Origin of the sequence: Halomicrobium mukohataei DSM 12286, assembly GCF_000023965.1 — an archaeon.
Taxonomy (GTDB): Archaea; Halobacteriota; Halobacteria; order Halobacteriales; family Haloarculaceae; genus Halomicrobium; species Halomicrobium mukohataei.
This window is the reverse complement of the sequence record NC_013202.1, coordinates 1,894,876-1,920,727: the sequence shown is the minus strand read 5'-3', so window position 1 is coordinate 1,920,727 and position 25,852 is coordinate 1,894,876. Positions and strand designations below refer to the sequence as shown.

At 66.3% G+C, this 25,852-nt stretch carries 27 protein-coding genes, 1 tRNA gene and 1 other RNA gene; 11 read left to right on the top strand and 18 right to left on the bottom strand.

Going from position 1 to position 25,852, the window contains the following annotated elements:
- Window positions 1-68: 68 nt before the first annotated feature.
- Window positions 69-2,021, bottom strand: a complete 1,953-nt coding sequence (locus HMUK_RS09680; RefSeq protein WP_015762972.1) for a hypothetical protein — start codon at window positions 2,019-2,021, stop codon at window positions 69-71.
- A gap of 319 nt (window positions 2,022-2,340) precedes the next feature.
- Here HMUK_RS09680 and HMUK_RS09675 point away from each other — a divergent pair, with 319 nt between their 5' ends.
- Both HMUK_RS09675 and HMUK_RS09670 read left to right on the top strand, forming a co-directional pair.
- Window positions 2,341-3,624 (top strand): carboxylate--amine ligase, encoded by a 1,284-nt coding sequence (locus HMUK_RS09675; RefSeq protein WP_015762971.1) that lies wholly within the window; start codon window positions 2,341-2,343, stop codon window positions 3,622-3,624.
- Window positions 3,625-3,735: 111 nt separating this feature from the next.
- On the top strand, window positions 3,736-4,779 hold the full coding sequence (locus HMUK_RS09670; protein WP_015762970.1) for an NAD(P)/FAD-dependent oxidoreductase: 1,044 nt from the start codon (window positions 3,736-3,738) through the stop codon (window positions 4,777-4,779).
- 27 nt (window positions 4,780-4,806) lie between these two features.
- Here HMUK_RS09670 and HMUK_RS09665 read toward each other — a convergent pair whose 3' ends face one another.
- The 9 genes from HMUK_RS09665 to HMUK_RS09625 form a co-directional block, all read right to left on the bottom strand.
- The gene (locus HMUK_RS09665; protein WP_049940889.1) at window positions 4,807-5,694 is read right to left on the bottom strand and encodes a universal stress protein; all 888 of its coding nucleotides are present in this window, start codon (window positions 5,692-5,694) and stop codon (window positions 4,807-4,809) included.
- Between the two features lie 78 nt (window positions 5,695-5,772).
- Window positions 5,773-6,483: an endonuclease III domain-containing protein gene (locus HMUK_RS09660; protein ID WP_015762968.1), complete on the bottom strand. Its 711-nt coding sequence runs from the start codon at window positions 6,481-6,483 to the stop codon at window positions 5,773-5,775.
- 94 nt (window positions 6,484-6,577) lie between these two features.
- Window positions 6,578-6,958, bottom strand: a complete 381-nt coding sequence (locus HMUK_RS09655; protein ID WP_015762967.1) for a putative zinc-binding protein — start codon at window positions 6,956-6,958, stop codon at window positions 6,578-6,580.
- Window positions 6,959-7,430: 472 nt separating this feature from the next.
- Window positions 7,431-7,706, bottom strand: coding sequence for a DUF7521 family protein (locus HMUK_RS09650; protein WP_126967139.1), 276 nt, complete (start codon window positions 7,704-7,706; stop codon window positions 7,431-7,433).
- 195 nt (window positions 7,707-7,901) lie between these two features.
- Complete coding sequence (locus HMUK_RS09645) at window positions 7,902-8,810, bottom strand: DUF7551 domain-containing protein (RefSeq protein ID WP_015762964.1); 909 nt, start codon at window positions 8,808-8,810, stop codon at window positions 7,902-7,904.
- A gap of 208 nt (window positions 8,811-9,018) precedes the next feature.
- A complete protein-coding gene (locus tag HMUK_RS09640; protein WP_015762963.1) occupies window positions 9,019-9,939 on the bottom strand; it encodes an NAD(P)/FAD-dependent oxidoreductase in 921 nt (306 codons plus the stop codon).
- A gap of 56 nt (window positions 9,940-9,995) precedes the next feature.
- Complete coding sequence (locus tag HMUK_RS09635; protein ID WP_015762962.1) at window positions 9,996-11,006, bottom strand: HEAT repeat domain-containing protein; 1,011 nt, start codon at window positions 11,004-11,006, stop codon at window positions 9,996-9,998.
- Between the two features lie 429 nt (window positions 11,007-11,435).
- Window positions 11,436-12,641, bottom strand: a complete 1,206-nt coding sequence (locus HMUK_RS09630; protein ID WP_015762961.1) for a Fic family protein — start codon at window positions 12,639-12,641, stop codon at window positions 11,436-11,438.
- A 398-nt stretch (window positions 12,642-13,039) separates the two neighbouring features.
- Window positions 13,040-13,114 (bottom strand) — tRNA-Arg (locus HMUK_RS09625).
- A gap of 175 nt (window positions 13,115-13,289) precedes the next feature.
- Here HMUK_RS09625 and HMUK_RS09620 point away from each other — a divergent pair.
- Together HMUK_RS09620 and HMUK_RS09615 are read left to right on the top strand one after the other, a co-directional pair.
- Window positions 13,290-13,919, top strand: coding sequence for an RAD55 family ATPase (locus HMUK_RS09620; protein ID WP_049940888.1), 630 nt, complete (start codon window positions 13,290-13,292; stop codon window positions 13,917-13,919).
- Between the two features lie 76 nt (window positions 13,920-13,995).
- Window positions 13,996-14,403, top strand: a complete 408-nt coding sequence (locus tag HMUK_RS09615; RefSeq protein WP_015762959.1) for a CoA-binding protein — start codon at window positions 13,996-13,998, stop codon at window positions 14,401-14,403.
- A 115-nt stretch (window positions 14,404-14,518) separates the two neighbouring features.
- Here the strand turns inward: HMUK_RS09615 and HMUK_RS09610 are convergent, their stop codons facing one another.
- Complete coding sequence (locus HMUK_RS09610; protein ID WP_015762958.1) at window positions 14,519-14,854, bottom strand: DUF5798 family protein; 336 nt, start codon at window positions 14,852-14,854, stop codon at window positions 14,519-14,521.
- A 118-nt stretch (window positions 14,855-14,972) separates the two neighbouring features.
- Between HMUK_RS09610 and HMUK_RS09605 the strand changes: the two genes are divergently transcribed.
- Together HMUK_RS09605 and ffs are read left to right on the top strand one after the other, a co-directional pair.
- On the top strand, window positions 14,973-15,386 hold the full coding sequence (locus HMUK_RS09605) for a DUF7548 family protein (RefSeq protein ID WP_015762957.1): 414 nt from the start codon (window positions 14,973-14,975) through the stop codon (window positions 15,384-15,386).
- Window positions 15,387-15,459: 73 nt separating this feature from the next.
- Window positions 15,460-15,770, top strand: an RNA gene (gene ffs / locus HMUK_RS16785) — signal recognition particle sRNA.
- Between the two features lie 74 nt (window positions 15,771-15,844).
- Here the strand turns inward: ffs and HMUK_RS09600 are convergent.
- From HMUK_RS09600 to HMUK_RS09585, 4 genes are all read right to left on the bottom strand, one after another.
- Window positions 15,845-16,165, bottom strand: coding sequence for a DUF5783 family protein (locus tag HMUK_RS09600; protein ID WP_015762956.1), 321 nt, complete (start codon window positions 16,163-16,165; stop codon window positions 15,845-15,847).
- An 84-nt stretch (window positions 16,166-16,249) separates the two neighbouring features.
- Window positions 16,250-17,158: a mechanosensitive ion channel family protein gene (locus HMUK_RS09595; protein ID WP_015762955.1), complete on the bottom strand. Its 909-nt coding sequence runs from the start codon at window positions 17,156-17,158 to the stop codon at window positions 16,250-16,252.
- Window positions 17,155-17,403 carry a YhbY family RNA-binding protein gene (locus HMUK_RS09590; RefSeq protein WP_015762954.1) on the bottom strand — a complete coding sequence of 83 codons (249 nt, stop codon included), beginning with the start codon at window positions 17,401-17,403 and terminating at the stop codon, window positions 17,155-17,157. The genes HMUK_RS09595 and HMUK_RS09590 overlap by 4 nt, the downstream gene beginning before the upstream one ends.
- A gap of 73 nt (window positions 17,404-17,476) precedes the next feature.
- Window positions 17,477-17,764 carry a ribonuclease P protein component 4 gene (locus HMUK_RS09585; protein ID WP_015762953.1) on the bottom strand — a complete coding sequence of 96 codons (288 nt, stop codon included), beginning with the start codon at window positions 17,762-17,764 and terminating at the stop codon, window positions 17,477-17,479.
- Between the two features lie 83 nt (window positions 17,765-17,847).
- On the opposite strand from HMUK_RS09585, the gene HMUK_RS09580 reads away from it, so the two are divergent.
- From HMUK_RS09580 to HMUK_RS09570, 3 genes are read left to right on the top strand one after another with little or no spacing between them, the layout of a single operon-like run.
- Window positions 17,848-18,927 (top strand): glycosyltransferase family 4 protein, encoded by a 1,080-nt coding sequence (locus HMUK_RS09580; RefSeq protein ID WP_015762952.1) that lies wholly within the window; start codon window positions 17,848-17,850, stop codon window positions 18,925-18,927.
- A 35-nt stretch (window positions 18,928-18,962) separates the two neighbouring features.
- Window positions 18,963-20,066, top strand: coding sequence for a glycosyltransferase (locus tag HMUK_RS09575; protein WP_015762951.1), 1,104 nt, complete (start codon window positions 18,963-18,965; stop codon window positions 20,064-20,066).
- 59 nt (window positions 20,067-20,125) lie between these two features.
- On the top strand, window positions 20,126-20,956 hold the full coding sequence (locus tag HMUK_RS09570; protein ID WP_015762950.1) for a PIG-L deacetylase family protein: 831 nt from the start codon (window positions 20,126-20,128) through the stop codon (window positions 20,954-20,956).
- A 121-nt stretch (window positions 20,957-21,077) separates the two neighbouring features.
- Here the strand turns inward: HMUK_RS09570 and HMUK_RS09565 are convergent, their stop codons facing one another.
- The 3 genes from HMUK_RS09565 to gatC form a co-directional block, all read right to left on the bottom strand.
- Window positions 21,078-22,295, bottom strand: a complete 1,218-nt coding sequence (locus tag HMUK_RS09565; protein WP_015762949.1) for a M48 family metalloprotease — start codon at window positions 22,293-22,295, stop codon at window positions 21,078-21,080.
- A gap of 262 nt (window positions 22,296-22,557) precedes the next feature.
- Window positions 22,558-23,838, bottom strand: a complete 1,281-nt coding sequence (gene gatA / locus HMUK_RS09560) for an Asp-tRNA(Asn)/Glu-tRNA(Gln) amidotransferase subunit GatA (protein WP_015762948.1) — start codon at window positions 23,836-23,838, stop codon at window positions 22,558-22,560.
- A 1-nt stretch (window position 23,839) separates the two neighbouring features.
- A complete protein-coding gene (gatC, locus tag HMUK_RS09555) occupies window positions 23,840-24,118 on the bottom strand; it encodes an Asp-tRNA(Asn)/Glu-tRNA(Gln) amidotransferase subunit GatC (protein ID WP_015762947.1) in 279 nt (92 codons plus the stop codon).
- A 232-nt stretch (window positions 24,119-24,350) separates the two neighbouring features.
- Between gatC and HMUK_RS09550 the strand changes: the two genes are divergently transcribed.
- Both HMUK_RS09550 and HMUK_RS09545 read left to right on the top strand, forming a co-directional pair.
- Complete coding sequence (locus HMUK_RS09550) at window positions 24,351-25,319, top strand: transcription initiation factor IIB (protein ID WP_015762946.1); 969 nt, start codon at window positions 24,351-24,353, stop codon at window positions 25,317-25,319.
- Window positions 25,320-25,358: 39 nt separating this feature from the next.
- A complete protein-coding gene (locus HMUK_RS09545) occupies window positions 25,359-25,838 on the top strand; it encodes an NUDIX hydrolase (RefSeq protein ID WP_015762945.1) in 480 nt (159 codons plus the stop codon).
- Window positions 25,839-25,852 lie beyond the last annotated feature (14 nt).

Genomic DNA, 25,852 nt, shown 5'->3' with positions numbered 1-25,852 from the left:
ACCGGTTCGACTGGGTGTCCCCCGCCTGCCCCCGAGACGAGAACCGCCAGCGCGAAACGAACCCCTCGCTACCGCGGACAGCCGATGTCCGGTGCCGGCTCGTCGCTGCCGTAGTGGTTGTTCCAGAACTCGACGTTCTGCCAGTCGCTGGTGTGGACCTGTGTGATCGCGCTCCCGTCCCAGCCCTCGGGCGTCGGCTTCGGTTCGTTGGGGTTGTAGAACCAGTTGCCGTGGATGTCGGCCACGTCACTGGGCGTCCCCCGGATCGCGACGGCTTCCGTGCGGCCGCTGTCCTGAACGTGTGTGACGGCCTCGACGGTGTTGTGGTGGATCTCGATGGTCGTACCGCCGGGTCGGTGCATGTCCATCACGTGGTCGACGGCCGCGGAGCCGAAGTAGTTGTATCGGGCGACGTAGCCGTTGCCGCCGCCGCTGGCGATGCTGTGGCGGTTGTAGTTGAACTCGTTGTACTCGATGAGCGGCTGGCCCGACGTGGTGCTGACCCCGTAACCCAGGCCGTCCATCGGGTTGTGGTGGATGTGGTTGTGGTGGACGTGCGTGTCGCCGGCCGGTCGGACCGCCGCGTGGGTGAACCCCCAGATCTCGTTGTTGTCGATCTCGACGCCGCTGCCAGTGACCCGCAGTCCCATGTCGACCGCGTCGGCGTCGTACTCGCGGTAGGAGTAGCTCGGGCCGCTGACGCGCAGTCCGGTGACGCGAGCGCCCCCGGAGACGTAGACCAGCGGCCACATGACCGACGTGGTGTAGAGGTGGCCACCGGCAGCCCCGTCGACGCCCCGGTCACTCGCCAGCGTGACGCCGGCCGGGACGGTGATGTCCCGCGAACCGAGGTCGAGTTCGGCGCTCCCGTCGACGTAGACCACGTCGCCACTGGTGGCACTACCCAGCGCGTCGACCAGCTCGGACACCGAGTCGACGGTGACGGTCGCCTGCGCCGGCTCGACGGCGTCCGCGTAGCCGTCGCCGCCGCCGATCACCGGACTCGTCGACGCCGTCGAGTCGTCCGAGTCGCCGTCATCGGTCGAGTCCGTCGAGTCGTCCGTCGACTCCTGACCGGTCAGCTCCGAGAGCGCGATCTGGTCACCGTCCAGGTACAGCGTGTAGTCGCCCTCGACCGGGGCGAAGTCGCTCACCTCGCCCGTGATCTCGTAGGAGTCGCCGTAGCCGTTGCCCGTGTAGCCCGCGACGGCGTACGTGCCGTCGTCGTTCTCGGCGATCACGTCGTTCTCGGTCTCGGCGGAGTTCCGGCCGGCGTCGAGGACCTTCTCGACGGAGCCGTCGACGGTGAACTCGTAGGAAACCTCCGTCTGTGAGACGACCGCCAGCGTCTGGCTTGGCTCGTCCTCGCCGACGAGGTCGTAGGGGGAGATCGAGTCCCCGTCGAGCGTGACGTTCGCGTCGGCGTCTTTCGGTGAGAAGGCGACGACGCTGCCCGGGAACTCGTAGGAGTCGCCGTAGCCGTTGCCCGTGTAGCCTTCGACGGTGTACGTGCCGTCGTCGTTCTGGGTGATCACGTCGTTCTCGGTCTCGGCGGACAGTTTACCCACGTCCGTGAGCTTCGTGATCTCGCCGGTGGTCGTCAGCTCGTAGGCGACTTCCGTCGGCGAGGAGATCGCGATCTCGTGGCGCTCTCGGAGCTGCCCCCCGGCGTCGGGTCCGAAGGAGAACGTCGACGGGCCGTCCATCGTCAGCGCCGTCACGTCGCCCGTCAGCTCGTAGGCGGCGAGGCCCGAGGAGACGGTGCCCTGGATCGTCCCGTCGGAGATGCTGTCGTCGACGTCGCCGTCGGTCGGGACGCGCGTCACGTCGCCGGTCGTCTCGATGACGTAGCTCCACGTCGCCTCGCTGGCGTCGATGACGAACGACTCGGTCTCGCTCTGTCCGGTCGCGGACCCGACGCCCATCCCGACGAGCGCGGTGCCCCCGAGCACTTTCAGCGCGTCGCGGCGGCCCAGTAGCGTCGTCTTACTGTCGGTACGGTCAGACTGTTCATCAGCCATGTACGAGTAGCGAGTGATTACACACCTAAGCGTTCTGACGGTCTGGGGCACCGATAACCGCCAGATACGACCGGGATAGCGGCGGTTGCGTACGGGTTGGTTGCAACTATCGGAGAGAACGACCGTTTCGAAGGCGGCGCAACGCTCGCACGCGGACCCGCCGGTGACCGCGTACGACGAGCTTACGGCTGCCGTAGGACGGAGTTACTCGCCGCTGCTGGCGTGTCCCGCCGGCCGTCGCCGCCGTCGCTCGTCGCCCCGGTTCGGGCGCGTCGACAGGAACTCCGTAACAAAACCGCAGTCCGCCCATGGAAGGGGTATGGCTGGCACGCGAGACGGTCGCCGGGAGGGCGTGGTCGTGCCCGGAATCGACACGGCGAGTAGCACCGCGGCGGTCCGGTCGCTCGGTCGCCGATCGATCCCGGCGATCGTCGCCTCCGAGCACGACACCCCACCGGCCGCCGAGTCGGCGTACTGCGAGGAATCGGTCAGCGTCCCCGATCCGGCGGTGGACTTTCCGGGCTACGAGACGGCGCTGCTGGAACTGGCCCGGCGCGACGACGTGGCGACGATCCTCCCCTTTCGCGAACCGGACGTGTACGCCCTGGCGCGCAACCGCGACCAGTTTCGCGAGCACGTCGGAACGCCGTGGCCGACGCTTGCGACCCTGCGACGGGTGCAAGATCGGGTGGCGCTGTTCGAGGCCGCCGACCGGGCCGGCGTCGCCACGCCCCGGACCCGGACGCTCTCGGAGTGGACCGACTGGGAGGCAGAGTGCATCGTCAAGCCCCGCTACACCTTCCGCGCACCGGAGTACGCCGACCGCTTCGAGGACCCCGAGACCCAGTGGAGTTCGACCGCGTACCTCGAACCGGGCGAGCGACCCGACGGCGAGGCGATCGTCGAGGAGATGGGCCACGTACCCCTCGTCCAGGAGTACGTCCCGACGATCGAGGAGTACGGCTTCTTCGCCCAGTACGACCACGGCAGCCCGGTCGCGACGTTTCAGCACCGCCAGCGTCGCGGCTGGAAGTACTGTGGCGGCCCGAGCGCGTTCCGCGAGTCCGTCGACATCCCGGCCCTGGAGCGGGCCGGGCGGGCGCTGCTGGACGAACTCGACTGGCACGGCGTCGCCATGGTGGAGTTCCTGCGAGACCCGCGCACGGGGGCGTTCAAGCTGATGGAGATCAACCCCCGGTTCTGGTCGTCGCTGCCCTTCACGGTCCAGGCCGGCGTCGACTTCCCCCTGCTCGCCTGGGCGCAGGCGACGGATCGCCCCATCGACGGCGCACCCGACTACGAGGTCGGGATCGGGGGACACCTCCTCCGGGGCGAAGCGCTGCACCTCCACAGCGTCCTGACCGAGGAGTACCCGCTGGTCGAACGCCCCTCGTTCCCGGTCCGTGCCGGGGAGATCGCGGCGTCGCTGCTCGGGCATCCCCGCTTCGACTACCTCTCGACCGACGATCCCGGCCCGTTCGTCCGCGACGTTCGCAACACGGTCGAGCAGGTGACGGGTGACGCGAGCGCGGACGACCTCGGCGACTCTGGCCCCGCCGCCCGCCTCGTCACCGCCGTACAGCGGCTGTTCGTGCGCGAGTAAGCCGTTCCTACCACCGTTTCGGACGGATCGGGCGTCGCGACGCCGCCGCGAACGCGACCGATCCAACTGTGTTGGTCGCCGTTTTATCTGCCTGGTGGCCCTTCTACCCGTATGGTCGACGTTGGCGTGGTCGGCGCGGGCGCTGGCGCAGCGGCACTCAGCTACGTGGTCGACGGCTCCCACCCGTCGGCAGATCTGACGGTCCTCGAAAAGTCCGGCGGCGTCTGCGGGCGGGCCGCGACCCGGCGGCACGGCTCGCTGACCTACGACTACGGCGCGAACTACCTGAAGTCCGACGACGAGCGCGTCGCGGACCTCGTCCGCGAGACGCTGGGCGAGGCGGGACGGGTCGACGTGACCGAGCCGATCTACACCTTCGACGGGGACGGAACGGTCTCCGAGGGACGAGACACCGACGAACACAGGTGGAGCTACGAGTCGGGCCTCACCCAGATCGCGAAGCGACTGTTTTCCGAGACCGACGCGACCGTCCACCGCCGGACGCGGGTCGAGGCCGTTCGCCGGCTCCCGGAGACCGACCAGTGGGAGCTGACTGACACCGACGGCCGGCAGTGGGGTCCCTTCGACGCACTGGCGCTGAATCCGCCGGCACCCCAGACCGCGGCGCTGCTCGACGGCGCGGAGTGGGAGCATCCCGTGCGTGAACGGCTGGCCGCGGCCGCGACGGACGTGCCCTACCGGACGATCTGGACGGCCGTGCTCCACTACGAGTTCGAACTCGACCGCCCCTACTACGCGCTCATCAACACCGACGACGACCACGACGTGGGCTGGATCGCTCGCGAGGAGTGCAAGCGCGGCCACGTCCCAGACGGGGAGAGTCTGCTCGTCGTCCAGGCGAGCCCGGGGTGGTCGGTCGACAACTACGACGGCGATCCCGCCGACAACGTCGCCGAGCTAGCCGAACTGACCGCGGCCGTCGTCGGCGACGACCGGCTCACCGAGCCGGACTGGACCGACCACCAGGGGTGGCGCTACGCGCTCCCGGACGCGGGCGTCCAGTCCGGCCCGGTCGCCTCGGCCAACGAGCACGGACTCTATCCGGTCGGCGACTGGGTCGCCGGAGAGGCCCGCCTCCACGCGGCGCTTCGCAACGGCCTCGACGTGGGCGAACGGCTCGCCTACGCCCTGTGATCGAGTCCCGGGCGGGCCGGCCGGTGCTCACTCCGCGTCCCGAGCGTTGACCGCACAGACCGGTACCGGGGAGTGGCGGATGACGCGCTCGGTGGTGCTGCCAAGGAGGAAGCGGTTCAGGCCGCTTCGCCCCGCCGTCCCCATCGCGACCAGATCGGCGTCGTTCGCTTCGACGTAGTCGAGGATGTCTCGGGCCGGGAATCCCTCGCGGACCGTCGTCGTGGCGTCGAGCCCGCGATCGGCCGCGGCCGTCGCGATCTCCTCGGTAGCACGCTCGCCGCGGGCAGTGAACTCCGCTAGCAGCTCCGTGGGCGCGGTCTGGTCCGGGCCCGAGGACAGCGTCGCGACGTTGACGACGTTGATCGCGTGTACTCGGGCGTCGGTCCGCTCGGCGATGGCGAGGCCGTGCTCGACCGCCGCCGTCGACGGCTCGCTCCCGTCGGTCGGGATCACGATCTCGTCGTAGCCGTCGTCGACGGTGCTGGTCTCGACCGCACGAGTCGTCAGGACCGGGACGGTCGCGTGACGGACGACGTGTTCGACGACGCTCCCGGCGATGTACCGTTCGAGACCAGTCCGGCCGTGGGTCCCCATCGCCAGCAGATCCGCGTCGTGTTCCGCGGCGTAGTCGAGGATCGCTTCGCTGGGCCGTCCCCGGACGACGGCCGTCTCGACCGGGACATCCTCGAAGATCGGTTCGAGCGCCCCGATCGTCGCCTCGCCTTCCGATTCGAGGCGCTCGACGTAGGCCTCGTCGACGCCACCGGCGTTCATCGGGCCGGCCGCCGCCTGGAGGTCGACGACGTTGAGGAGGTGGATCGACGCGTCGAACGCCCGCGCGAGGAACGCGGCGTGGGCCCCCGCCCGTTCGGCGTGGTCGCTGCCGTCGGTCGGGACCAGAACGGTGTCGTACATGGTGTTTCCACTCGGACAGACTCGCCCCTGGATCATAAACGGCGACCACTGTTCCCGTCGGTCAGAAGCTCCCAGCCGTCAGTCGCTCCCACAGCCCTCACAGTCGCAGTAGCGCTCACAGACCGGGTTGTCACAGTCCGGGTTCCGCGCCGAACAGTGCGTGCGCCCGTGGCGGATGAGCAGGACGTGCAGCGGATACGTGAGTTCGTCCGGCACGACCGCGTCGAGGGCGTCGTGGGCGCGCTCGTTGCTCGCGTCTTCCGGGACGAGTCCGAATCGCTTGGACACGCGCTCGACGTGCGTGTCGACGGCCATCGTCGGCTTCCCGAAGTGGAAGTTCAGCACGACGCTCGCGGTCTTGGGACCCACGCCCTTGATGTCGGTGAGCCACGCCTTCGCCTCCGCTGTCGGCAGCGCGTCGAGGAAGGCCAGCGAGTAGGCCCCGCCGGTCTCCTCGCGGATCGCGGTCAGCGCACGCTGGATACGGGCCGCCTTCTGGTCCGGGAGGCCGGCGACGCGGATCGTCTCGGCCAGCTCGTCGTGGTCGGCCGCCTCGATTGCCGCGAAGTCCTCGTAGGTTTCGAACAGCGACTCCGAGGCCCGGCGCGTGTTCTCGTCGGCGACGTTCTGGGAGAGGATCGTCGTCACGAGCTGTCGGACGCCCTCGCCCGGCTCCGCGTCGGCGTCGGCCCCGTGTGCCTCGGTCTGTGCGACCGGTTCGTACAGCGAGACGAGGTCGTCGTGCAACTCGCGTACGTCCGCCGCCGTCCACTCTTCGGGACTCTGCATATCGGGGCTCGGGACTGCGACGGCTTCAACGCACCGGGATCGAGGCGGATCTCCGGCCGGGCTCGACACACACACCACATTGCCGGCCGGGAGATCAGGCCGTCGCGGTGAGGTCTTCGATCGTCGCGCGGAGGTCTTCGAACAGGCGCTCGGCCTGATCGTCGTCGTAGTCCGTGTGATACTCCTTCGCCACGCCGCGTTTGGCGAGGTTGACGTGACGGTCCGGGGCCACGTCGTGGCGTTCGAGGCTGTTGCGCGCACACTCCAGGGGGCACCCGTCGATCACGACCATCGGTCGCCCGGCAGTTGCCGTCTCCACGAGCGGGTCGACGTCTGCACCCACGCCCGCGATACAGGACATCTCCGCCACGCGCTCGCGGTCGAGTCGTACGGCGAGGTCGTTGGCCATCTGGGCCGCACTCGAACACCCAGAGCACGAGTACACCAGCGGCAGGTCGTCGTAGTCTTCGGTCATCGGGCGGACGTTTCGCGCCGTTCGAGGAAGTGGTTGTCCCGAACGGCTTCGTCTCCGAATCAGATCGATGACAGCGAAGCGAATGAACCGTCGGCCGAGGTGAAAGTAGGTGTGAAGTGCGATATACGAATATAAAGAGAGTGAAAAATCAGCAGATGTCGGGATATAGAGACGTTTATCCATGTTCTACCTCCATTTCCCATAAATCCGGCAACAGATTGTAGGTCACACACTCGAATCCGTGTTCTTCGAGGACATCGTACGGCGGCGCGAGCGCAAAGCTGTTCACGAACGGCAGCGCCTCGTCCGCTGATGGCGATCCGTGCGCACTCACCGGTGTCGTCGAACGGTTCGCCGTCGATCTCGCGGGCGTCGGAAGGTCTGTCAGCGTCCACCCGGTGCCCATACCCTCATCCGATGGCGTTCGTTCGTGTCGCCGGAGATCGGTAGTTGCCAGCGACGGGCGACGGCATCAGACGCCGACGTTCGGGCTGCGCATGTAGATCGACCGAAGGAGGACGCCGAGGCCGACGAGGACGAACACGCCCTGAATCAGCAGTCCCTCCTTCGCGTCGAGGCGAAAGAGCACTGCGAGCACCCCGCTGGTAGCCAGGCCGGCCGTCAGAATGGCGAACCCGACGCTGAACAGTTGCATCGGTCGGGAGTGTAATCGGCGGGCGGCACGGTGCGCGAGATACGCGATGAGCCCGCCGAAGATGACCGTACTGATCACGAGGACGATGACCATGACCGTGGTGGTGACGTTCGGTAACATTGGTGTGGGTTTGGCTGTTGCGTTTCTGCGTCCAGTGGGCACGACGGGGACGCCGATCGATCTACGTGAAACTACCGTGTGAGACCCCTTCAAGCGAGAGTGGCGTTCCTATCGACTGAGAACGAGGCCCGATCGCAGTCGATGCGGAGTGGGTGGCCGTCCGGGGCGCTACGGCGACTGGACCGGGACGGTCGAGAGCGACATCGGCTCGCTGCCGCCGAGTTCGACGACGAGACGCCAGCCGCGGTCCGCGTCGACGACGCGGAACCCCGACAGTGACCACTCGGGCTGGTGGCGCGACAGTTCGACTGCCACCGGAAGCACCGGCAGTCGACCGTCCCGGACCGACAGTGCGTACGCAGAGAGCGTCGCCTGGACGGTCCGTCGTCGGTTCTCCCGGTCGATCGAGGTCGAGCGACAGCTGAACTCCCCGACGAGGCCGCGACGCTGGAGCGCCGCCAGTGCCGTGGCGACCGGCTGCCGGGTCCGATCGACGGGCGTCAGCTGCGACGCCGCGTCGGTCAACAGTGCTGCCTGCTGGTCGGGGCGCAGTCGCGCGTCGAACTCGGTAGCGAGACACTCCAGCAAGCACAGACAGAGGTCGTCCGGGTCGTCGACGGTCTCTGCGAGTTCGAAGTACGCATCCACGATGGCGGTCTCCAGGTCGTCGTACGGGCCGTCGGACAGCGCCTCGAAGACGGCTGCGGCGACCCGGTGACAGAACTCGATGCGCCGTTGTGTCCCCTCGTTCGAATCGCAGGCGTCAGCCACCGACGGCACCGCGGCGTCGGTGTCCGGACGGGAGCCCGCAGAGAGCGCCCGGTCGCCGAACGGGTCCGACTCCTCGCAGACGATCAGGTCGTATCGCGGCGTCCGAGGATCGTACGTGCGAAGCGTGCTCCGGTACTGTTCGGTCGCACGGACCGCGAGGCGTGCCGTCGAGCGACTGTCGAAGCGCAGTGTCGCGACGGGGACCGGTCGCTCGCCAGTCCGACCACAGACGACGCGGTACGAACCGTCGTCCGTGGCGAGCCGTTCGACGCGTTCTCGAAGCTCTGCGAGTGTCGTCCCGATCATCTGTCTCTCACCGTGGGTTGTCGCCGTCACCGGCGTCCGCGACTATATTTTTAGGTTTACCTAAAAGCATATAACCGCTACGGTCTCCGCTCCGGCGACGCCGACGAGATCGCCGGCACTCACGAGCGACACGGCAGTCGGACGACTTCCCGTCGTGAGATGGTCGCTCGTTCGGGGTGGCGGGTACGTCACAGACGGACGGTCGGCGTCAGTCGTCGGCACGCTCTGGCGCAGTTCGGTCCTCGATGACACGGGCCCGTTCGACGATCAGATCGTCGTCGACGTGATCGAGGAGTCGTTGTTGGCCGCGTTCGCGCCGTCGCTCGATCTCGTCTTCGTCGACGTAGCTCTCGAACACCCGATCGATCTCGGACTCGCGAACGGACGCCAGTGCCGGCGATTCGGGATCGAGCTCGTCCGGAAGCCGCTGGGCGAACCACTCGCGCCACCGGTCCCGATCGTCCCACTCCTCGTCTAGCTCCGCGCGCCGACGGACCCAGTCGTAGTGATCGACGACCGGCTCGGGAACGCCGCGGCCGCGGCGAACGTCTTCGACGACGCTCAGGGCCGTCCGCGCGCCCCGCCCGGCAGCGACGATCGCCTGCCGGGACGCTCCGGAGGGCGAGGCGACGTACAGCCCGTCGATCGGCGTCGTCCCGTCCGCCGCGGGATAGGTGTCGTCGAAGGTCTCGTGTACCTCGCCGTCGTGCTCGCGGGTCGTCACCATCGCGGCCTCGTCCAGCGACAGGAGGTACTCCCCGCCGTATCGCGTCGCAGCGACGACTCGGTCGGTCGTGACCGGGTCGCCGGACTGAAGCTCCACGAGGAAGCCGTCGTCGTCACGGCGCTCGACGGACTCGACGAGGTCCGAACGGAGGTCACAGCCGGCCTCTCGGGCGTGGTCGTGGAACAGATCGTAGAGTGTCTCGATGTCCATGCCCGCGGGGAAGCCGAGGTAGTTTTCGAGGTGAGCGCACCGCCGGAGCGACGAGCGTCCACGGTCGAACACGACCGTATCCAGGTCGTATCGGGCGGTAAACACGCCCGCCGAACAGCCCGCGGGGCCACCGCCGACGATCACGACTTCGCGGTCGGTCGCTCCGTTCGCGTCGTTCGAGTTGCGCGCCATAGGATTTGGCTCGCCTAAACAATATATATGCGTTGTGGATTTTAGGCAGGCCGAAACTATCGCGGCGCGCCACACTGGGGACACATCGGCGGCCCCGACTCGGGCAGTGCAGTCCCGCAGTGGGGACAGTCGTCGACGGCGTCGGCGGTCGTCAGCGCCTCGATCACCGAACCGGTCGTCCGGCGAAGCGACGCGATCGTTCCGAGATCGCCGTCGTCCGAGCGCCGTTCCGCTGATCGGCCTCGCTCCGCCGTGAGCGCGAACGCTCCACGCTCTGTGACGAACGACTCGTCGTCGGCAGTCAGCGCCCGCAGTCGGGCGGTCGGATACTCTTCGAAAACGTCGGCCCCGACGGTCCCGAACGCTTCCGCCGCGCGACCCCGGACGTACGGATTCGGGTCGTCCAGGCGCGCAGCGAGCGCCCCCCGAACGTCGGCCAGGCGCTCCGGGTGCTCGCAGCCGGTCGCGACCAGCGCCGTACAGACGTGGTACCTGACGAGTTCGCTCTCGGCGTCGAGGTGATCCCCGAGGTGTTCGACGAGGTGTCGGAGTCGGTCGGGATCGCCGAGCGCGACGAACGCCAGCGCCTTGGCGAGTTTTGCCGTGACCTCGGGCTCGTCGAACGCGAGGCCGACGCGCAGATCGGCGAGCACGTCGGGCGCTGCGACAGCGTCGGGGTGGTCGAGAGCGACGTATCCCAGCGCTTCGGCCGAGCGAGCACGGACGTAGTAAAACTCGTCCTCGTCGGCGAGGCGAGCGCCGAGATCGTCGACGGCCGCGAGGACGGCGTCGGGTTCGGCCTCGGCGACGGCAACGAACAGCTTCGCGGTCGTGAGCCGTATCGCGCGTTCCTCGTCGGTGAGAAACGAGGCGACTGCGGGAGCCAGACCGTCGAAGCGCGAGGGAGCGTCGTCCGCGAGGTCGCCCAGCGCCCGTACCGCGTCCTTCCGAACGGACGGGGGTGCGGCGGCGAGTGCCGTCAGTGCGTCCCGCACCCGTTCGACCGGTTCCGTTTCGACGATCTCGACGAGCCGTGCCGGCTCCGGTGGTTCGGTTCGATCCACCATCTGAGTGATCGTGAGAGCGACATCACGAGACCGACTGAAAGCGCTTGCGTTCGATCCGGTCGAGAGGAGATGTATCACGAAGAGATAGCCGACAGTGTCAGAGCGGTGCCCGACCCCCTCGGCTCCGCCCGTCGCAAAGTCACGAGCGCCGGGGGATGGACCGCGCCGAGACTCGCCGTGATCGTCTCGTCTGCTCGAATCACCGGTACGCTCCGCTCTTTCGCCCACGTCCGTTCGCGAAAAGCTACGAGCGCTGAGGGCGCTCGTTCGCCTGCTGAACGGGTCTTCAGTAGAGCAACGCTGCGAGGATCTATACGGGTCTCAAAGACGGCCAGACAGCGAAAGAAGTCCCACTGGGAGAACGTAATGGGGAAATCGACCGATCGAGTAGATCCATCCCGGCCGAACGCGTTCTGATCGAACGACAGTTTACTCAGCTATTAGTTCACCGGGAGCGGGAATCTCAGCCTGACTTCTGTTCAGAACCCCGAGTACTTCGTTCGCCTGAAACTGACGATATCGTTCTTGACCAGTGAGTTCCTCGACGACACCGTCTGCTTCGAGTCGGTCGACTGCTTTGTTCGCTGCCTGGTACGACATATCGATCAGTTCGGCTGCCCGAGAGACGGTGAAGATAGGTTCGGTGAACAGAGCTTCGATCAGGGCCTGGACCGAGGGAGCGGCGTCACTGTATTCCTGACGATATCCCTCCCGCAACTGAAGCAGTAATTTCGCGCGAGTAAAGGCTTCGTCTGCCTGTTCTCGAATTCCGATCAAAAAGAATTCGAGCCAGGCATTCCACTCTCCCTCCTCGTTGACTGCGAGCAAGCGATCCGTGTACTCGTCGCGATTACGACGAATATAGGAACTGAGGTAGAACAGCGGGTGGACGAGAATGTCGTCAGCGATCAGCATCAGGACGATCAACAGCCGCCCGACACGACCGTTGCCGTCGACGAACGGATGAACCGTTTCGAGCTGGTAATGGAGCAGCCCGATATCGACGAGCGTCGGGTACCCTCCGTGCTGCATGTACTCCTCGAAATTGTCCATCTTCGACACAGCGATCTCCGGTTTCGGGGGAGCGAATCGGACAGCGGTACCGTAGCCACGCTGTTGCTCTTCCTCGATCCAGACGTATCGATCCCGGAACTCGCCCGGTCGTGGATCCTCGTCGTCCGTTCGTCCGGTTTCCATCAGCGACTCGTGCAGTGATTGCAGGAGAGCGAGCGAGAGCTGCTGTCGACTCCGACCCTGATTGATCAGCGTCTCAGTTGCATCCCGGAGCGCCGTAGCGTAGTTCCGAGCTTCTCGTACGTCCTTCGAATCGCTCCCTCTCTGAAGCATATCTGAGACGGTCACCTGCGTCCCTTCGACCTGCGAGGACTGTTCTGCCTCCTTGTACACAAACAGGCCAAAGGCAGTCTCTGGGTCGTCGACCTTACTCCAGAAACCGTCGAGGCGACCGAGTGAATGCATCGCTCGCCCGTGTGCCTCGATGACCTCGGCAGAGAGTTCCAACGACGGTGGAAGATCGTCTGGGAGATAGAATTTCGATGCGGGAAGTGATGCTGTCGAATCGGCGGACAGGTACTTCCCCGGCGCTGGTGTATCGATCAGGTACCCGTCTTTCATTACTCTCGATAGCGCTCCGTTGAGTAAATGATTTTCGGAGATCGTTTAGTTAGAGAGGGCTGGTCAACGCTGAGTAAACGAAGTCCAGTACTGCTTGAAAATGGCTCTGAAATCCTCAGTTGTTCCCGAACCAGCGGCTCGCGTGTTTGCGAGCCGCAGAGAAGCGAGCGCTGTGGGATTTGAACCGGATGGAGACGGTCGGCCTCACTCTGCTCGACCGCTGCGACTCCCAGGGTTCAAATCCACAGTCGTTCCCGAACCGGCCGCTCGCGTCTTTGCGAGCCGCCGAGAAGCGAGCGCCGGGGGATGGACCGCGCCGAGACTCGCCGTGATCGTCTCATCTGCTCGAATCACCGGTACGCTCCGCTCTTTCGCTCACGTTCGTTCGCGAAAAGCCACGAGCGCTGAGGGATTTGAACCCCCGGCAACGTGGTCCGAAGCCACGTACTCTGTCCAGGCTGAGCTAAGCGCCCTGTGCTAATTGCTATGAGGGCGTCCCGGTTTAAACTCCCCGGTTCGCGGGCACCGGGTTACGTGTTCGCGTCCCACGATTGCTGCCGAATCCCGAAAAGCAATAACTGTTGAACGGGAAGCATGGGCTACCGTATCTGTGCACGCCTGGCTAGCGTCGCACACGGACGACTACCGATGTACGATCTGGGGGAACAACTTGACGGACGGATGGTTGCACCGGGGACGAACATCCTCGTGAAGGGGCCGCCGTTGACGGGAAAGCGCCGCCTGGCTCGACAGATTCTCGCCCACGGGCTCGACGCCGACCAGGGGGCGATCGTGATCACGACGCGTGACAGCGCCCGGCGGGTCGCCAGGCAGTTCGGGTTCGACGACGAGGACGAAGCGCGAGCGATCGGGATCGTCGACTGTGTCACCGAGCACGTCGGGCGGTCGACGACCGACACGCTGACGGTCAAGTACGCGACGTCGCCGGTCGACATGACGGGGATCGGGCTGGGATTCTCGAACTTCATCGAGTACTTCTACGGCGACCTCGGCCGGGAGCGCAACCGCGTGATGGTCGATTCGCTGTCGACGCTGCTGATGTACGCGACGCTACAGACGGTCTTCGAGTTCATGCACGCGATCACGAGCCGTGTCGACGACGTCGACGCGGTCGGCCTCCACGTCATCGAGTCCACCGCTCACGACGAACAGACGCTACACACGATCGAGCAGCTGTTCGACGGGACGGTCGAACTCGACGAGAGCGGCATCGTCGCGGTCGATCTCCCGACCGAGGCCGAGTCGGCGAACCCGTAGGACGACCACCGCTGGAGGGGGCGCACAGGACAGGATCGACAGCACGCTTTTGTCGACGCCGTCGGTAGATGTCCGTATGCCCGTCGACTCTGACGACACGCTCCGGGAGATCCTCGACTACGACACGATCGCCGTCGTCGGCTGTTCGACGACGAGCGGGAAAGCGGCCCACGACGTGCCGGCGTATCTGCAATCACAGGGCTACCGTATCGTTCCAGTCAATCCCTTCGCCGACGAGATCCTCGGAGAACGCGCGTACGATTCGCTGTCCGACGTGGAGGCGACGGTCGACATCGTCGACGTGTTCCGACCGAGCGAGGAGGTGGCCGGTATCGTCGACGAGGCGCTCGACCGCGAGGACGTGCGCGTGCTGTGGACGCAGTTGGGAATCCGTGACGACGACGCCGCGAAGCGAGCCGAGAACGCGGGGCTACGGGTCGTCCAGGATCGGTGTCTCAAAGTCGAGCACGAGCGGCTACGGTGATACGGATTATTGTAGCGATTTACCGGTGATCGTCTACTCCGTGGCGACGATCACCGGTAAGCAACTACAATAAACCGTATGAGTCAGTGACACGACGGCCCAGCCGGGCGCTCGGTCAGTCGGCGTCTTCGGTGGTCTCCGACGGCGTTCCGGCAGTGTCCGGGTCCTCCGGCGATGCCGCGTCGCCGCTCGGGTCCGCCCCTTCGGCGTCCTGAATGACGGCGTCGGTGACGGCGCTGTCGACGTCGATGTCGTGCTCCTCGGCGATCGCCTCCAGCAGCGTGCGGTGCTGTTCGAGCTCCCGTTCGATCTCCTCGACGCGTGCCCCCGTCTCGTCGACCGTCCCCCGAAGGTCCTGAAGCTGCTCGACCATGTGGTTGATCCGCTTGTACATCTTCTCGGCCAGATCCGCGAGCTTCTGGACCTTCTTGGCCGTGCTTCCGAGTCCCATGGCCGAGCTATCGTGAGTCACCCTTGTGGCCCTTTCGGCTCCCGAACACCACGTGTGGAAAGAAGCCACGCCCGCCACGAACCGACAGTATAAGACCGGCGGAGATCCACCTCCGAGTATGGAGCAGTTGCGGCTCGCACCGACCGTCGGCATCGTCGCATCGCTGGCCGTCCTCGCGGTCCTCGCGGCACCGTACGCGGTCGTCGAGCAGAGCAGCGCCGTGGGCGCGTACTTCGCCGCCGGGGCGATCAGTCCGCTCGTCGTCGGCCTCTTTGCGAGCGTGGCGATCATCGTCTTCGCCGCGGGGCGACAGGGCCGGTCGCCACCCGATCTGGTCGCCGGGGCGACGCTGGTCCTGGGCCTGTTCATGACGGTCCTGGCCGCGGTCTGGGCCATTACGGTCCCCCAGAGCATGGTGACACAGCTCACGACGGCAGACGTGCTGGGGTATCACCGCGGGGCGCTCGTGGTCACCGCGCTCTGTGTGCCCGCCGCCGCAGCGTGGTACGCACGCGCCCAGCGGCTCATCTAGCCGGCCGCGTGGCGACGACCACCACGCTGTCCCGTCTTTCCGAAAGGTCCTTAAGTTGTGGCGGCGGATTTCAGAGTGGACTAGGTCGAGGGGTTAGGCCCCCCTCCTCGCCCGCACTACGGTCTTGAGCGGGGACCAAACTCGGGGGCGTCCGGTCTGCCGGACGCAGGCCCCGTGAGCTAACGTCGAAGCCTCGTCCAACGGGGACAGCGGTCCACACGGCTGCGCCTGCAGGGGCGTTCGCCTGTGGTTAGACGAGGGCACTCCGCCAGGCACGGAAGTGAGCAGCGGACCCTCGTACACCTGTCGCTCGTCGGATCGCGGGGTGGAGGAGGCAAACGGGACTACCTGCGCCCGAACGCCGGGCAATCTCGCTGTCCATCTCATTCATACGCTGTTATCCTGTCCACAGCGGACACGCCGCGCGCACCACTTGCACAAAAGAGTCGTCGGTAGCCTTACTCGTCGAACTCGAATAGCCGGCGCAGTTCGTCCTCGATGCGGTCGGTGAACTCCTCGAGGACGGCATCGAAGGTATCTTCGTCGCCGGGTAGTGGTCGTGCCGTCTCTTTCGCGTCGTCGGGCAGAGTGACGCGGAACGTTCCGTCACCGTCGTATACCGGTTCGCTCTCACTGAGCACCTGTCGGTCGATCGTTCGGAGGACCGCAGAGTCGACCTGCCCGTGGAGTTGCTGGTACGCGTTCGAGTACGCTGTTTCGAGCTCCTCGAAGTAGTGCTCGTACTTCCGTTCGAACTTCTCTGGATCGAATGCTGTCACTGTGTGTTCGTCGGGAAGCTGACGGTAAAACGTTCGTCACTGCGACGACGAGTGGCCGCGAAGACGAACGGATGGAAACGGTGGTCAGTCGTCGTCGGTCGGTTCCACGAGGCCGTCGACGTTGGCCAGTTCGAGACCACCGCCGATAGTGCGGTTCGGGTAGGGGATGTCGATACCCGCCTCGTCGAAGCGTTGTTTGACGGCTTTGACGTACTCGCCACGGATCTTGACGAAGTCGGCCCGCGAGGGGTTCGCGATCCAGATGCGAGACTGGAGTCCCACGGAGGAGTCGCCCAGTTCGATCAGGCGCACCGACGGTTCGGGGTCCGCGAGGATCCCCTCGTGCTCGTCGGCTTCGTCGAGGATGATCTCAGTTGCGCTGTCGATGTCGTCGTCGTAGCCGATGCCGAAGACGAACTTCAGGCGGAGTTGCTCCTTGGCGACGGGGTTCTTGATGACGCCGTCGGTCAGCTGAGAGTTGGGCACCGTCAGCAGCTCGTTGTCGAAGGTCCGGACGCGGGTGACACGCAACGAGATGTCTTCGACGACACCGGCGTGGTCGTCCCACTCGATCCAGTCGCCGATGCGGAACGGTTTGTCGGTGAAGATGAAGATGCCGGCGACGAAGTTCGAGAGCACGTCCTGCATCGCGAAGCCGATCGCCAGCGTCGCGGCGGCGGCGATCGTCGCCAGTGACTGGAGGAAGCTGCCGAACTGTGCGGCCCCGAACGCCACCGAGATCCCGACGAAGACGACGGCGATACTGACGATCTTCTTCAGCGGCTTACGGGCGTGCGCGTCGAGGTCCCGAGCTTTGAGCGCGCGGTTGACCACCGGGAGGATCACGGCGCGGCCGAACAGGTAGATCGCCAGGAAGACGGCGACGAACGTCAGTGCCTGACCGATCGAGTCGGCGTAGGGAACCCCGAAGTCGGCGAGAATCTGGGCCAGTGGCGTCGGGTCATCGTCGACGACCGGCGTCCCCTGCGTCATCGTTCGAACACGGCGGTGTGACCTCTCGTCTGGACGACGGTCCCACCGGCGAGGTCGGCGAGCTCGTCGGCCTCGTCCTCGGTCGTCGTCCCGCCCAGCGCAGACCGGAGGAACTTCACTTTCACGAGGTCGCGGTCGTCGAGCTGGTTCGAGAGTTCGTCGGCGACCGGATCGATACCCTGCTTGCCGACACGGAGCGTGGCGTCGAGTTCGTGAATCCGCTGTCGGCGGTCCTTGTCACTCATACTGTCCCGATTTTACTGTTGCGGACTTAAACACTTGGTCAACAGGCGGAACGGGAACGCAGGCAGTCGGCCGTCACTCGTAGGGATAGCGCGCCTGAGTCCCACAGTCGCAGGTGACGACGACGTGGCCGTCACGAAGGCGGACCCGCGCGTTGACGCTCGGACGGAGGTAGGCGTCGCAGGCGTCACAGGTGAAACGCTTGAACCGCCGCGGGAGTCCGAGACGGTTGCGCTCGGCGACGCGGCGAGCGCGGCGGACGTACTCCCGAGCACGCTCGTCGTTGCCGTCGCCGGCCGCCTCGCGAGCGAGGTCGTGGAGTCGTCGGATCCGCTCGCGAGCGATCTCGATCTCGTCGGCCATCGGCGGCAACTCCGCCGACACGACGGGAATACGTTTCGCATCGGACCGACAGACTTTTGTCGGATACTGGAGGACAGATCCCTGTGCGCACGCTGAACTACCTGGAGGTCGCGGGCTGGCTGGACCGCAGCGGAATCGGTACGTCGGTCGAACACCAGCGAGCGGCGCTCGCCGACAGAGACGTCGAGGTCGTCACCTCGCCGTGGGAGGGCGGTCATCCGGTCGACGCCGTCCGGTCGAAGCTCACCGGCGGGCGCGCGTTCACCGACGTGGACCTCGTCCACTGCAACATGATCGGCCCGGGAACGGCCGCGACCATCAAGCACGCCCAGCGGACCGACACGCCGGTAATCTGCCACGCACACGTCACTCGCGAGGACTTCCGAGACAGTTTCCGCGGGGCCAACGTCGTCGCCCCGGCCCTGGGGAGGTACCTCAAGTGGTTCTACTCGCAGGCCGACCTCGTGCTGTGTCCCAGCGAGTACACGAGAGGGGTGTTGCAGTCGTATCCGATCGACGCGCCGATCCGGCCGATCACGAACGGGATCGACCTCGACCGGCTGACGGGGTACGAGGAGTTCCGCGAGGAGTACCGCGAGCGCTACGGCATCGAGGGGATGGGGATCTTCGCCGTCGGCAACGTCTTCGAGCGCAAGGGGCTCTCTACCTTCTGTAGGGTCGCCCGGCGGACCGACTACGACTTCACCTGGTTTGGCACCTACGAGACCGGACCGAGCGCGTCCGCGACGGTGCGCAAGTGGACCGGTGATCCGCCGGACAACGTCACGTTCTCGGGGTGGGTCGACGACATCCGCGGGGCCTACGGGGCCGGCGACGTGTTCATGTTCCCCGCGAAGGTCGAGAACCAGGGCATCGTCGTGCTCGAAGCGATGGCCTGCGGGAAAGCCTGTGTGATTTCGGACATCCCCGCCTTCTCGGAGTACTACGAGGACGGCCACGACTGCCTGATCTGCTCGTCCGAGCGGGAGTTCGTCGACGCGCTCGAACGGCTGGAAGCGAATCCCGATCTCCGGGAACGGCTGGGCGAGAACGCGAAAGCGACCGCTCGCGAACACGGACTCGACCGGGTCGGCGAACAGCTGACGGACATCTACGAACGGGTCCTCGACGGGGACGTGCCAGAGGCTGTCGGCGAGAGATAGCAACGGTTTAAGGCGTGGTCGATCAAACGTCGCCGATGGCACTGCCGCGCGTGGCTGCGTTCACCGACACATACCTCCCGACGGTCAACGGCGTCACCTACACTGTCAAGACCTGGCGAGAGCAGTGGACGCGCCGCGACAGCGAGATGGACGTGATCTATCCCCGGAGCGAACACCAGGCGACGGCCGGCGAACACCCGGTGTCGAGCCTCCCGTTCCCGTTCTACGAGGGCTTTCGCGTCGCGGCACCGCAGATCCCGACGGCCGTCGAGGCGGCCGACGTGGTCCACGCACACACCCCGTTCAGTCTCGGGCTGGCCGCAAAGCGGTTCGCCCGGAGCAACGACGCGCCGCTGGTGGCGTCTTACCACACGCCGACCGGCGAGTACGCCGAGTACGTCTCCCTCAACGGCACCATCGAACGACTGATTCGCAACTGCGCGACCCGCTACGAGCGGTGGTTCCTGAACGGTGCCGACGTGGTCATCACGCCCAGCGAACGGACCGCTCGACACCTCCGGGAGACCGTCGGCGTCTCGACGCCGGTGAAAGTGCTCGCGAACGGCGTCGACACCGACTTCTTCGCACCGATGGAGACGGCGGCGTTTCGCGAGCGGCACGGTCTTCCGGACGGCCCGCTGGTGGGATACACCGGGCGCCACGGCTACGAGAAGTGCCTCGACGACATCGTCGCCGCCGCTGAGGGACTGGACGTGACGCTGGTCTTCGGCGGCGACGGACCCGCTCGCGAGGACCTCGAAGCGACGGCCGAGGCGGCAGACGTCGACGCCCACTTCCTGGGGTTCCTCGACCGAGCGGAGCTTCCCGAGCTGTACGCCGCACTCGACGTGTTCGCGTTCCCCAGCCCGGTCGAGACCCAGGGACTGGTCGCGCTGGAGGCAAACGCCTGTGGGACGCCGGTCGTCGGGGTCGACAGCGGTGCGCTGAGTGGCACGATCGACGACGGCGTCACCGGCTACAAGTACCCCGAGGGCGACACTAACGCCTTCGGCGACGCGATCGAGCGGGCGCTCGACGAGTCCGAACGACTCCGAGAGCGCTGTCTGGACCGCCGCGGGGAGACGAGCGTCGAACACTCCGTGGAACGACTGGCGGACATCTACGAACAGGTCATCTGACAGGTTCTCTCAGCGGGAAATATCCAAAGCGTTTCGTTCACCCCCGACGAGACACGGGTATGAGCGAGACACAGCACCTCCTCGTGATCGGTGCGCATCCGGACGACTGCTCGATCAAGGCCGGCGGTATCGCGGCAAAGTACGCGGCGGCGGGCCACGACGTGACCTTCCTCTCCGTCACCGACGGGAGTGCCGGCCACCACGAGATGAACCGCAAGAAGCTCGCTGCGCGACGCAAGCGCGAGACCGAGGCCGTCGCGGAGACGCTTGGCATCGACTACGACGTGTTCGACATCGCCGACGGCTTGCTCGAACCGACGCTCGCCAACCGCAAGAAGCTCATCCGCTACATCCGCCGGGTCGACCCGGATCTGGTGCTCGGACCCCGGCCCAACGACTACCACCCCGACCACCGCTACACCGCACAGCTGGTGCGCGACGCCGCGTATTCGCTGATCGTTCCCAACATCGTCCCCGGCACCCAGCCCATGGAGTCGAACCCCGTCATCGGCTACGTCGCCGACCACTTCCAGAAGCCCGAACCCTTCGAGCCCGACGTGGTCCTCGACGTGAGCGACGTCGAAGAGCGGAAGATCGACGCGATGGACTGCCACGTCTCCCAGATGTACGAGTGGCTCCCCTACACCTTCGGCGAGCTGGAGAACGTCCCCGAGGGCGCTGACGCCCGTCGCGAGTGGCTCACCGAGGAGGGAGTCGACCACCTCGCCGCCAACACCGAGATCAACGTCGCCGACCGCTTCCGTGCCGAGCTGAAAGACCGCTACGGCGAGGACGCCGGTGCCGCCGTCGACCACGCCGAGGCCGTCGAGATCTCCGAGTACGGTGCGCCGCTGACCGAGGACGCCGCCGAGCGCCTCTTTTTCTTCTAAACCACCTTTTGCCCGCTCGGTTCAGCGGACCGGGCGACCGTCCGGGTCCTTCGGACCGCTCGGTCGCCCGGCTGCTAACCACATGGCAGTGGTCAGTACAGACGAGCCCCGCACGGTCCCGCTATCGGCGGCCCGTGCGCTCCTGCTCTCGGAGCGCGGCGACCCGTGATTCGATCGGCGGATGCGAGGAGGGGAGCGCGCGAGCGGCCACCGAGCGCCACCGACGCCGCGTCCGGGCGATGGCATCGTCGCCATCGATCCCGTCCTCGTCGTCGATCGCGTCGGGCAACACGCACAGTTCGCGAACGCCGGTCTGGGCGGTCCGCAGGTCCTCGGACGGACGCAGGTCCTCGAGCGTCTCCAGTGCGCCGACGAGGGCGGCCGGCGACCCTCTGATCGCGGCCGCCCCGGCGTCGGCGTGAAACTCGCGCACTCGCGAGAGCGATCGGTAACAGGCCGTGCTCGCGAGCCACAGCGCCGAGGAGAGCGCGAGGACGATCGGCGAGAGCGCGACCATCGCGACGTGGAACTGGCCGAACGCGACGGTGTCACTGTCCTCGGGTTGCTCGACGCCGGGGAGGTATCCGAGTCCGGATCGGCGGAGGAACTCGATCGTCCCTCCGTTGACGCGGGCCGTGACCGTCGGCAGGAAGCCAGCGGCCGTCATCACGAACGCGTCGCCGTGCTTGATGTGGGCGAGCTCGTGAGCCAGGACGGCGTCGAGTTCCTCGTCGTCCAGCGTGCGAAGCAGCCCCGTCGTGACGACGAGGATCTGCTCGCCGGGCCGCCCGGCGACGTAGCTGTTCGGCGTCTCGCTGTCGACGACCCGCACGTCCGGAATCGGTGTGTCCGAGAGCTGTGCCAGCCCGGTGAGCCGGGCCGCGACGCGCTCGCGGTACTCGCCGTAGTCGAACGTCGGCACGACGCGTGGATCGCGTTCGTCCTCATCGTCCGCAGAGACCGCGTGCGAGCGGTCGGCCAGCAGGCCGCCGAAAGGCTGTCCGGGTTCGACCGGATCGGCGACCGGCGCGAAGAGGTCCCGGAACGTCTGTCGCTGGCCAGGGACGGTGTTGGCGCTCATCCGGTAGCCAAACACCGACTGTCCCGCCAGCGTCGCCGCGGTCCCGACGGCGACGACCAGCGGCGACGGGAGCGTCCGGAACTGCAACGCGTCGACCACCAGCCCGGCGGACTCGTAGGTGATGGCCCACGAGAACAGGCCGGCGGCCAGATGACCCAGCCAGTAGACGGCGACGACGAAGACCGCGTCGAAGGCGACCAGCAGCGCGACCAGCGCGGCCAGCCGGAACCGCGTACCGAGGGAGTTGGGGGAGGGCATCATTTACGGATTCGTCCCAGCACAGTGAAAAAGTATCGGTGAGCGTGGCAGACGGGGGAGCGCCGCTGTGAATGCGCGTCTCGGAGCGGTCGCCGTCCACTCAGGCCAGCGTGCTGCCGTCCACTCAGGCCAGCGCGCTGCCGGCCCGGATCAGCTGTTTCTCACGCGACCACCTTTTTCGTCGTCGGGTTCGCTCGCGGTACTCGCGAACCTCTCCTCGAAAAACGTGGGCGAAAAACGGCTCGCTCCGCTCGCCGTCCACTCAGGCCAGCGCGCTGCCGGCCCGGATCAGCTGTTTCTCGCCGAAGGCGGGACCCACCAGTTGCAGGCCGACCGGGAGTCCGTCGTCGGTCTCGCCGGCAGGCACGGAGATCGCCGGGAGATTCGCCAGGTTGACCGGCGTCGTGTTGGCGTCGGCCAGGTACATCGTCAGTGGATCGTCGAGGCTCTCGCCCATCTCCATCGGCGGGATCGGCATCGTCGGCGAGGCCAGCACGTCGGCCTCGTCGAGTGCCGAATCGAAGTCCTGTTTGACCCACGCGCGGGCGTCCTGGGCCTTCTTGTAGTACTTGTCGTGATAGCCCGCCGAGAGCGCGTACGTCCCGAGCAGGACCCGTCGCTTGACTTCCTCGCCGAAGCCGTCCTCGCGTGCGTTGGCGAAGCTCTCGTTCCAGTTGCCCTCGTAGCCGCCGCTCTGGCCGTAGCGGACGCCGTCGAAGCGTGCGAGGTTCGACGACGCCTCGGACATCGCGATCACGTAGTAGGCCTCGACCGCGTGTTCGACGCTCGGGAGGTCGACCTCGTGGTAGCTCGCACCCTGTGCTTCAAGTTCGTCGATCGCGTCCCAGAACGTCTCGACGACCGCCTCGTCCGCTCCGTCGACGAGTTCCGTCGGCACGCCGATCGAGAGCCCGTCGACGTCGCCGTCGGCGGCGTCGGCGAGGCCCTCAGTCGCGCCCTCGTGATCTCGCGTCGTCGCGTCGTGCTCGTCGGGACCGGCGATCACTTCGAGCAGCTCCGCGGCCTCCTCGACGGTCGGCGCGATCGGGCCGATCTGTTCGAGGCTGTTGGCGTAGGCGACGAGCCCGTACCGGGAGACCAGCCCGTACGTGGGCTTGATGCCGACGACGCCACAGAACGCGGCGGGACAGCGGATCGAACCGCCGGTGTCGGTCCCCAGGGCCATGTCGGCGTCGCCCGCAGCGACGACGGCGGCAGAGCCACCCGAAGAGCCCCCGGGGACGTGGCCCGGAGCGGCGGGGTTCTCGACCGGCCCGTAGGCCGAGGTCTCGGTCGTCGTCCCCATTCCGAACTCGTCCATGTTGGTCTTGCCGGGGACGGTCGCGCCGGCCGCCGTGAGCCGTTCGACGACCGTCGCGTCGTAGGGCGGGACGTACCCCGCAAGCATCGACGAGCCACAGGTGGTCTGGACGCCTTTCGTCGAGATATTGTCTTTGACCGCGACCGTCTGCCCGGCGAGTGGTCCCTCGTCCGCGCCCTCGATTGTCTCGTCGCTGATGTAGGCGTTGTACTCCGTCGCCATCTTACGACACCTTCGGGCCCTTGAAGTGGCCGGCCTCGCTGTCCGGCGCGTTTTCGAGCGCCTCGTCCTGGCTGAGCCCCTCGTGGGTCTCGTCCGGACGCATGACGTTGGTCAGTTCGGCCTCCCGCTCGACTTCGGGGACCTCGTCCAGCGTCTCGAAGTAAGAGAGGATGTCCGCGAACTGTTCGGTGAACCGTTCGACCTCGTCGTCGTCGAGGTCGACACGGGCGAGATCCGCGACGTGACGGACCTCGTCTGGATCGACGACGGATTCACTCATACATCCCCGGAGCGGTGGCCCGGCGGTAAGGGTTTCGATACCCTGGGAACGGCGGCTCGGAACGGAGTTCGACCGCCGCTCGGTAGGGGTGCGACATCACACTAGCAAAGCTTGTTTTGTGATTCAGGAAATCTGAATTCGCCGATAGCCAAAACTTTTAAGTCGACGCGACAACAACAGTGTAATCGCTAGAAGGTTTCTCGGGTCCCTGACCCGGCTGTCACTCCAACCAATGACCGATACCACCATCCGACGATTTACGGACGAGACCGAGCACACAGAGGAGACCGAGGACGAATCAGAGCACGTCTGTCCAGAGTGTGGGGGCGATCTGGTCGCCGACAGCGAACGCGGCGAGACCGTCTGTGAAGACTGCGGACTGGTCGTCGAGGAAGACGAGATCGACCCCGGTCCCGAGTGGCGCGCGTTCGACGCCAGCGAGAAAGACGAGAAGTCCCGCGTCGGCGCACCGACGACCAACATGATGCACGACAAGGGACTGTCGACCAACATCGGCTGGCAGGACAAGGACGCCTACGGCAACTCCCTGTCCTCGCGCCAGCGCGAGAAGATGCAGCGCCTGCGTACCTGGAACGAGCGATTCCGGACACGCGACTCCAAGGAGCGCAACCTCAAGCAGGCGCTTGGCGAGATCGACCGCATGGCCTCGGCGCTGGGCCTGCCCGAGAACGTCCGCGAAACCGCCAGCGTCATCTATCGCCGCGCGCTCGACGAGGACCTGCTGCCCGGCCGCTCCATCGAGGGCGTCGCCACCTCGTCGCTGTACGCCGCCGCTCGTCAGGCCGGCACGCCGCGCTCGCTCGACGAGATCAGCGCCGTCTCTCGCGTCGAGAAAGACGAGATCGCCCGGACCTATCGCTACGTCGTCCGCGAGCTCGGCCTGGAGATCCAGCCGGCAGATCCCGAGAGCTACGTCCCTCGCTTTGCCTCCGATCTCGACCTCTCGGACGAAGTCGAACGCCGGGCTCGCCAGCTGCTCCAGAACGCCAAACAGCAGGGCGTTCACTCCGGCAAGTCCCCGGTCGGCCTCGCGGCGGCCGGCGTGTACGCCGCGTCGCTGCTGACCAACGAGAAGGTCACCCAGAGCGAGGTCAGCGAAGTCGCGAACATCTCCGAGGTCACGATCCGCAACCGCTACCACGAGCTGCTGGAAGCCGAAGAGGAAGTCCAACAGCTCTGAATCGTAATCTCTTGGTGCCATCACGTCTCGACTGACGGTATGGAAACGACCCGGCATTTCGTCGCGACCGTCTACGTCGTCGAGAGCGGTGCCATCGCGCTGCACGAACACGACAAGCTCGAGATGTGGCTCCCGCCCGGTGGTCACATCGACCGCGACGAACTCCCCCACGAGGCTGCCCTCCGAGAGATCCACGAAGAACTGGGCTTCGACGTGGACCTGCTCGCCCCCGAGGGCGACCTGAAGAGCGAGACGGCCCGGTCGATCCCCCAGCCACAGCACTTCCTGCTCGAAGACATCAACGTCAGCGACGAGGGCGTCGGCCACCAGCACGTCGACTTCATCTTCTACGGTGAGGCCCCCCACCGCGATATCCAGCCCGGACCAGGCGAACAGCCGGCCGAGGACTGGGAGTGGCTCACTGCGGCCGAACTGCGAACCCGCGGCGATCTGCCGTCGGACGTGGCCGAGATCGGGCAGCGTGCGATTGCGGCCGTCGAGAGCGAACTAAACCAATAAACCTTCGCTGCACG

Coding starts and splice junctions, on each gene's coding strand:
- HMUK_RS09590 (WP_015762954.1), bottom strand. CDS start 17,403: ATGAGTGACAAGGACCGCCGACAGCGGATTCACGAACTCGACGCCACG.
- HMUK_RS09640 (WP_015762963.1), bottom strand. CDS start 9,939: ATGGCGCGCAACTCGAACGACGCGAACGGAGCGACCGACCGCGAAGTC.
- HMUK_RS09545 (WP_015762945.1), top strand. CDS start 25,359: ATGGAAACGACCCGGCATTTCGTCGCGACCGTCTACGTCGTCGAGAGC.
- HMUK_RS09635 (WP_015762962.1), bottom strand. CDS start 11,006: ATGGTGGATCGAACCGAACCACCGGAGCCGGCACGGCTCGTCGAGATC.
- HMUK_RS09645 (WP_015762964.1), bottom strand. CDS start 8,810: ATGATCGGGACGACACTCGCAGAGCTTCGAGAACGCGTCGAACGGCTC.
- HMUK_RS09570 (WP_015762950.1), top strand. CDS start 20,126: ATGAGCGAGACACAGCACCTCCTCGTGATCGGTGCGCATCCGGACGAC.
- gatC (WP_015762947.1), bottom strand. CDS start 24,118: ATGAGTGAATCCGTCGTCGATCCAGACGAGGTCCGTCACGTCGCGGAT.
- gatA (WP_015762948.1), bottom strand. CDS start 23,838: ATGGCGACGGAGTACAACGCCTACATCAGCGACGAGACAATCGAGGGC.
- HMUK_RS09655 (WP_015762967.1), bottom strand. CDS start 6,958: ATGACCGAAGACTACGACGACCTGCCGCTGGTGTACTCGTGCTCTGGG.
- HMUK_RS09605 (WP_015762957.1), top strand. CDS start 14,973: ATGGAGCAGTTGCGGCTCGCACCGACCGTCGGCATCGTCGCATCGCTG.
- HMUK_RS09675 (WP_015762971.1), top strand. CDS start 2,341: ATGGCTGGCACGCGAGACGGTCGCCGGGAGGGCGTGGTCGTGCCCGGA.
- HMUK_RS09595 (WP_015762955.1), bottom strand. CDS start 17,158: ATGACGCAGGGGACGCCGGTCGTCGACGATGACCCGACGCCACTGGCC.
- HMUK_RS09550 (WP_015762946.1), top strand. CDS start 24,351: ATGACCGATACCACCATCCGACGATTTACGGACGAGACCGAGCACACA.
- HMUK_RS09610 (WP_015762958.1), bottom strand. CDS start 14,854: ATGGGACTCGGAAGCACGGCCAAGAAGGTCCAGAAGCTCGCGGATCTG.
- HMUK_RS09620 (WP_049940888.1), top strand. CDS start 13,290: ATGTACGATCTGGGGGAACAACTTGACGGACGGATGGTTGCACCGGGG.
- HMUK_RS09680 (WP_015762972.1), bottom strand. CDS start 2,021: ATGGCTGATGAACAGTCTGACCGTACCGACAGTAAGACGACGCTACTG.
- HMUK_RS09630 (WP_015762961.1), bottom strand. CDS start 12,641: ATGAAAGACGGGTACCTGATCGATACACCAGCGCCGGGGAAGTACCTG.
- HMUK_RS09665 (WP_049940889.1), bottom strand. CDS start 5,694: ATGTACGACACCGTTCTGGTCCCGACCGACGGCAGCGACCACGCCGAA.
- HMUK_RS09615 (WP_015762959.1), top strand. CDS start 13,996: ATGCCCGTCGACTCTGACGACACGCTCCGGGAGATCCTCGACTACGAC.
- HMUK_RS09650 (WP_126967139.1), bottom strand. CDS start 7,706: ATGGTCATCGTCCTCGTGATCAGTACGGTCATCTTCGGCGGGCTCATC.
- HMUK_RS09670 (WP_015762970.1), top strand. CDS start 3,736: ATGGTCGACGTTGGCGTGGTCGGCGCGGGCGCTGGCGCAGCGGCACTC.
- HMUK_RS09585 (WP_015762953.1), bottom strand. CDS start 17,764: ATGGCCGACGAGATCGAGATCGCTCGCGAGCGGATCCGACGACTCCAC.
- HMUK_RS09660 (WP_015762968.1), bottom strand. CDS start 6,483: ATGCAGAGTCCCGAAGAGTGGACGGCGGCGGACGTACGCGAGTTGCAC.
- HMUK_RS09575 (WP_015762951.1), top strand. CDS start 18,963: ATGGCACTGCCGCGCGTGGCTGCGTTCACCGACACATACCTCCCGACG.
- HMUK_RS09565 (WP_015762949.1), bottom strand. CDS start 22,295: ATGCCCTCCCCCAACTCCCTCGGTACGCGGTTCCGGCTGGCCGCGCTG.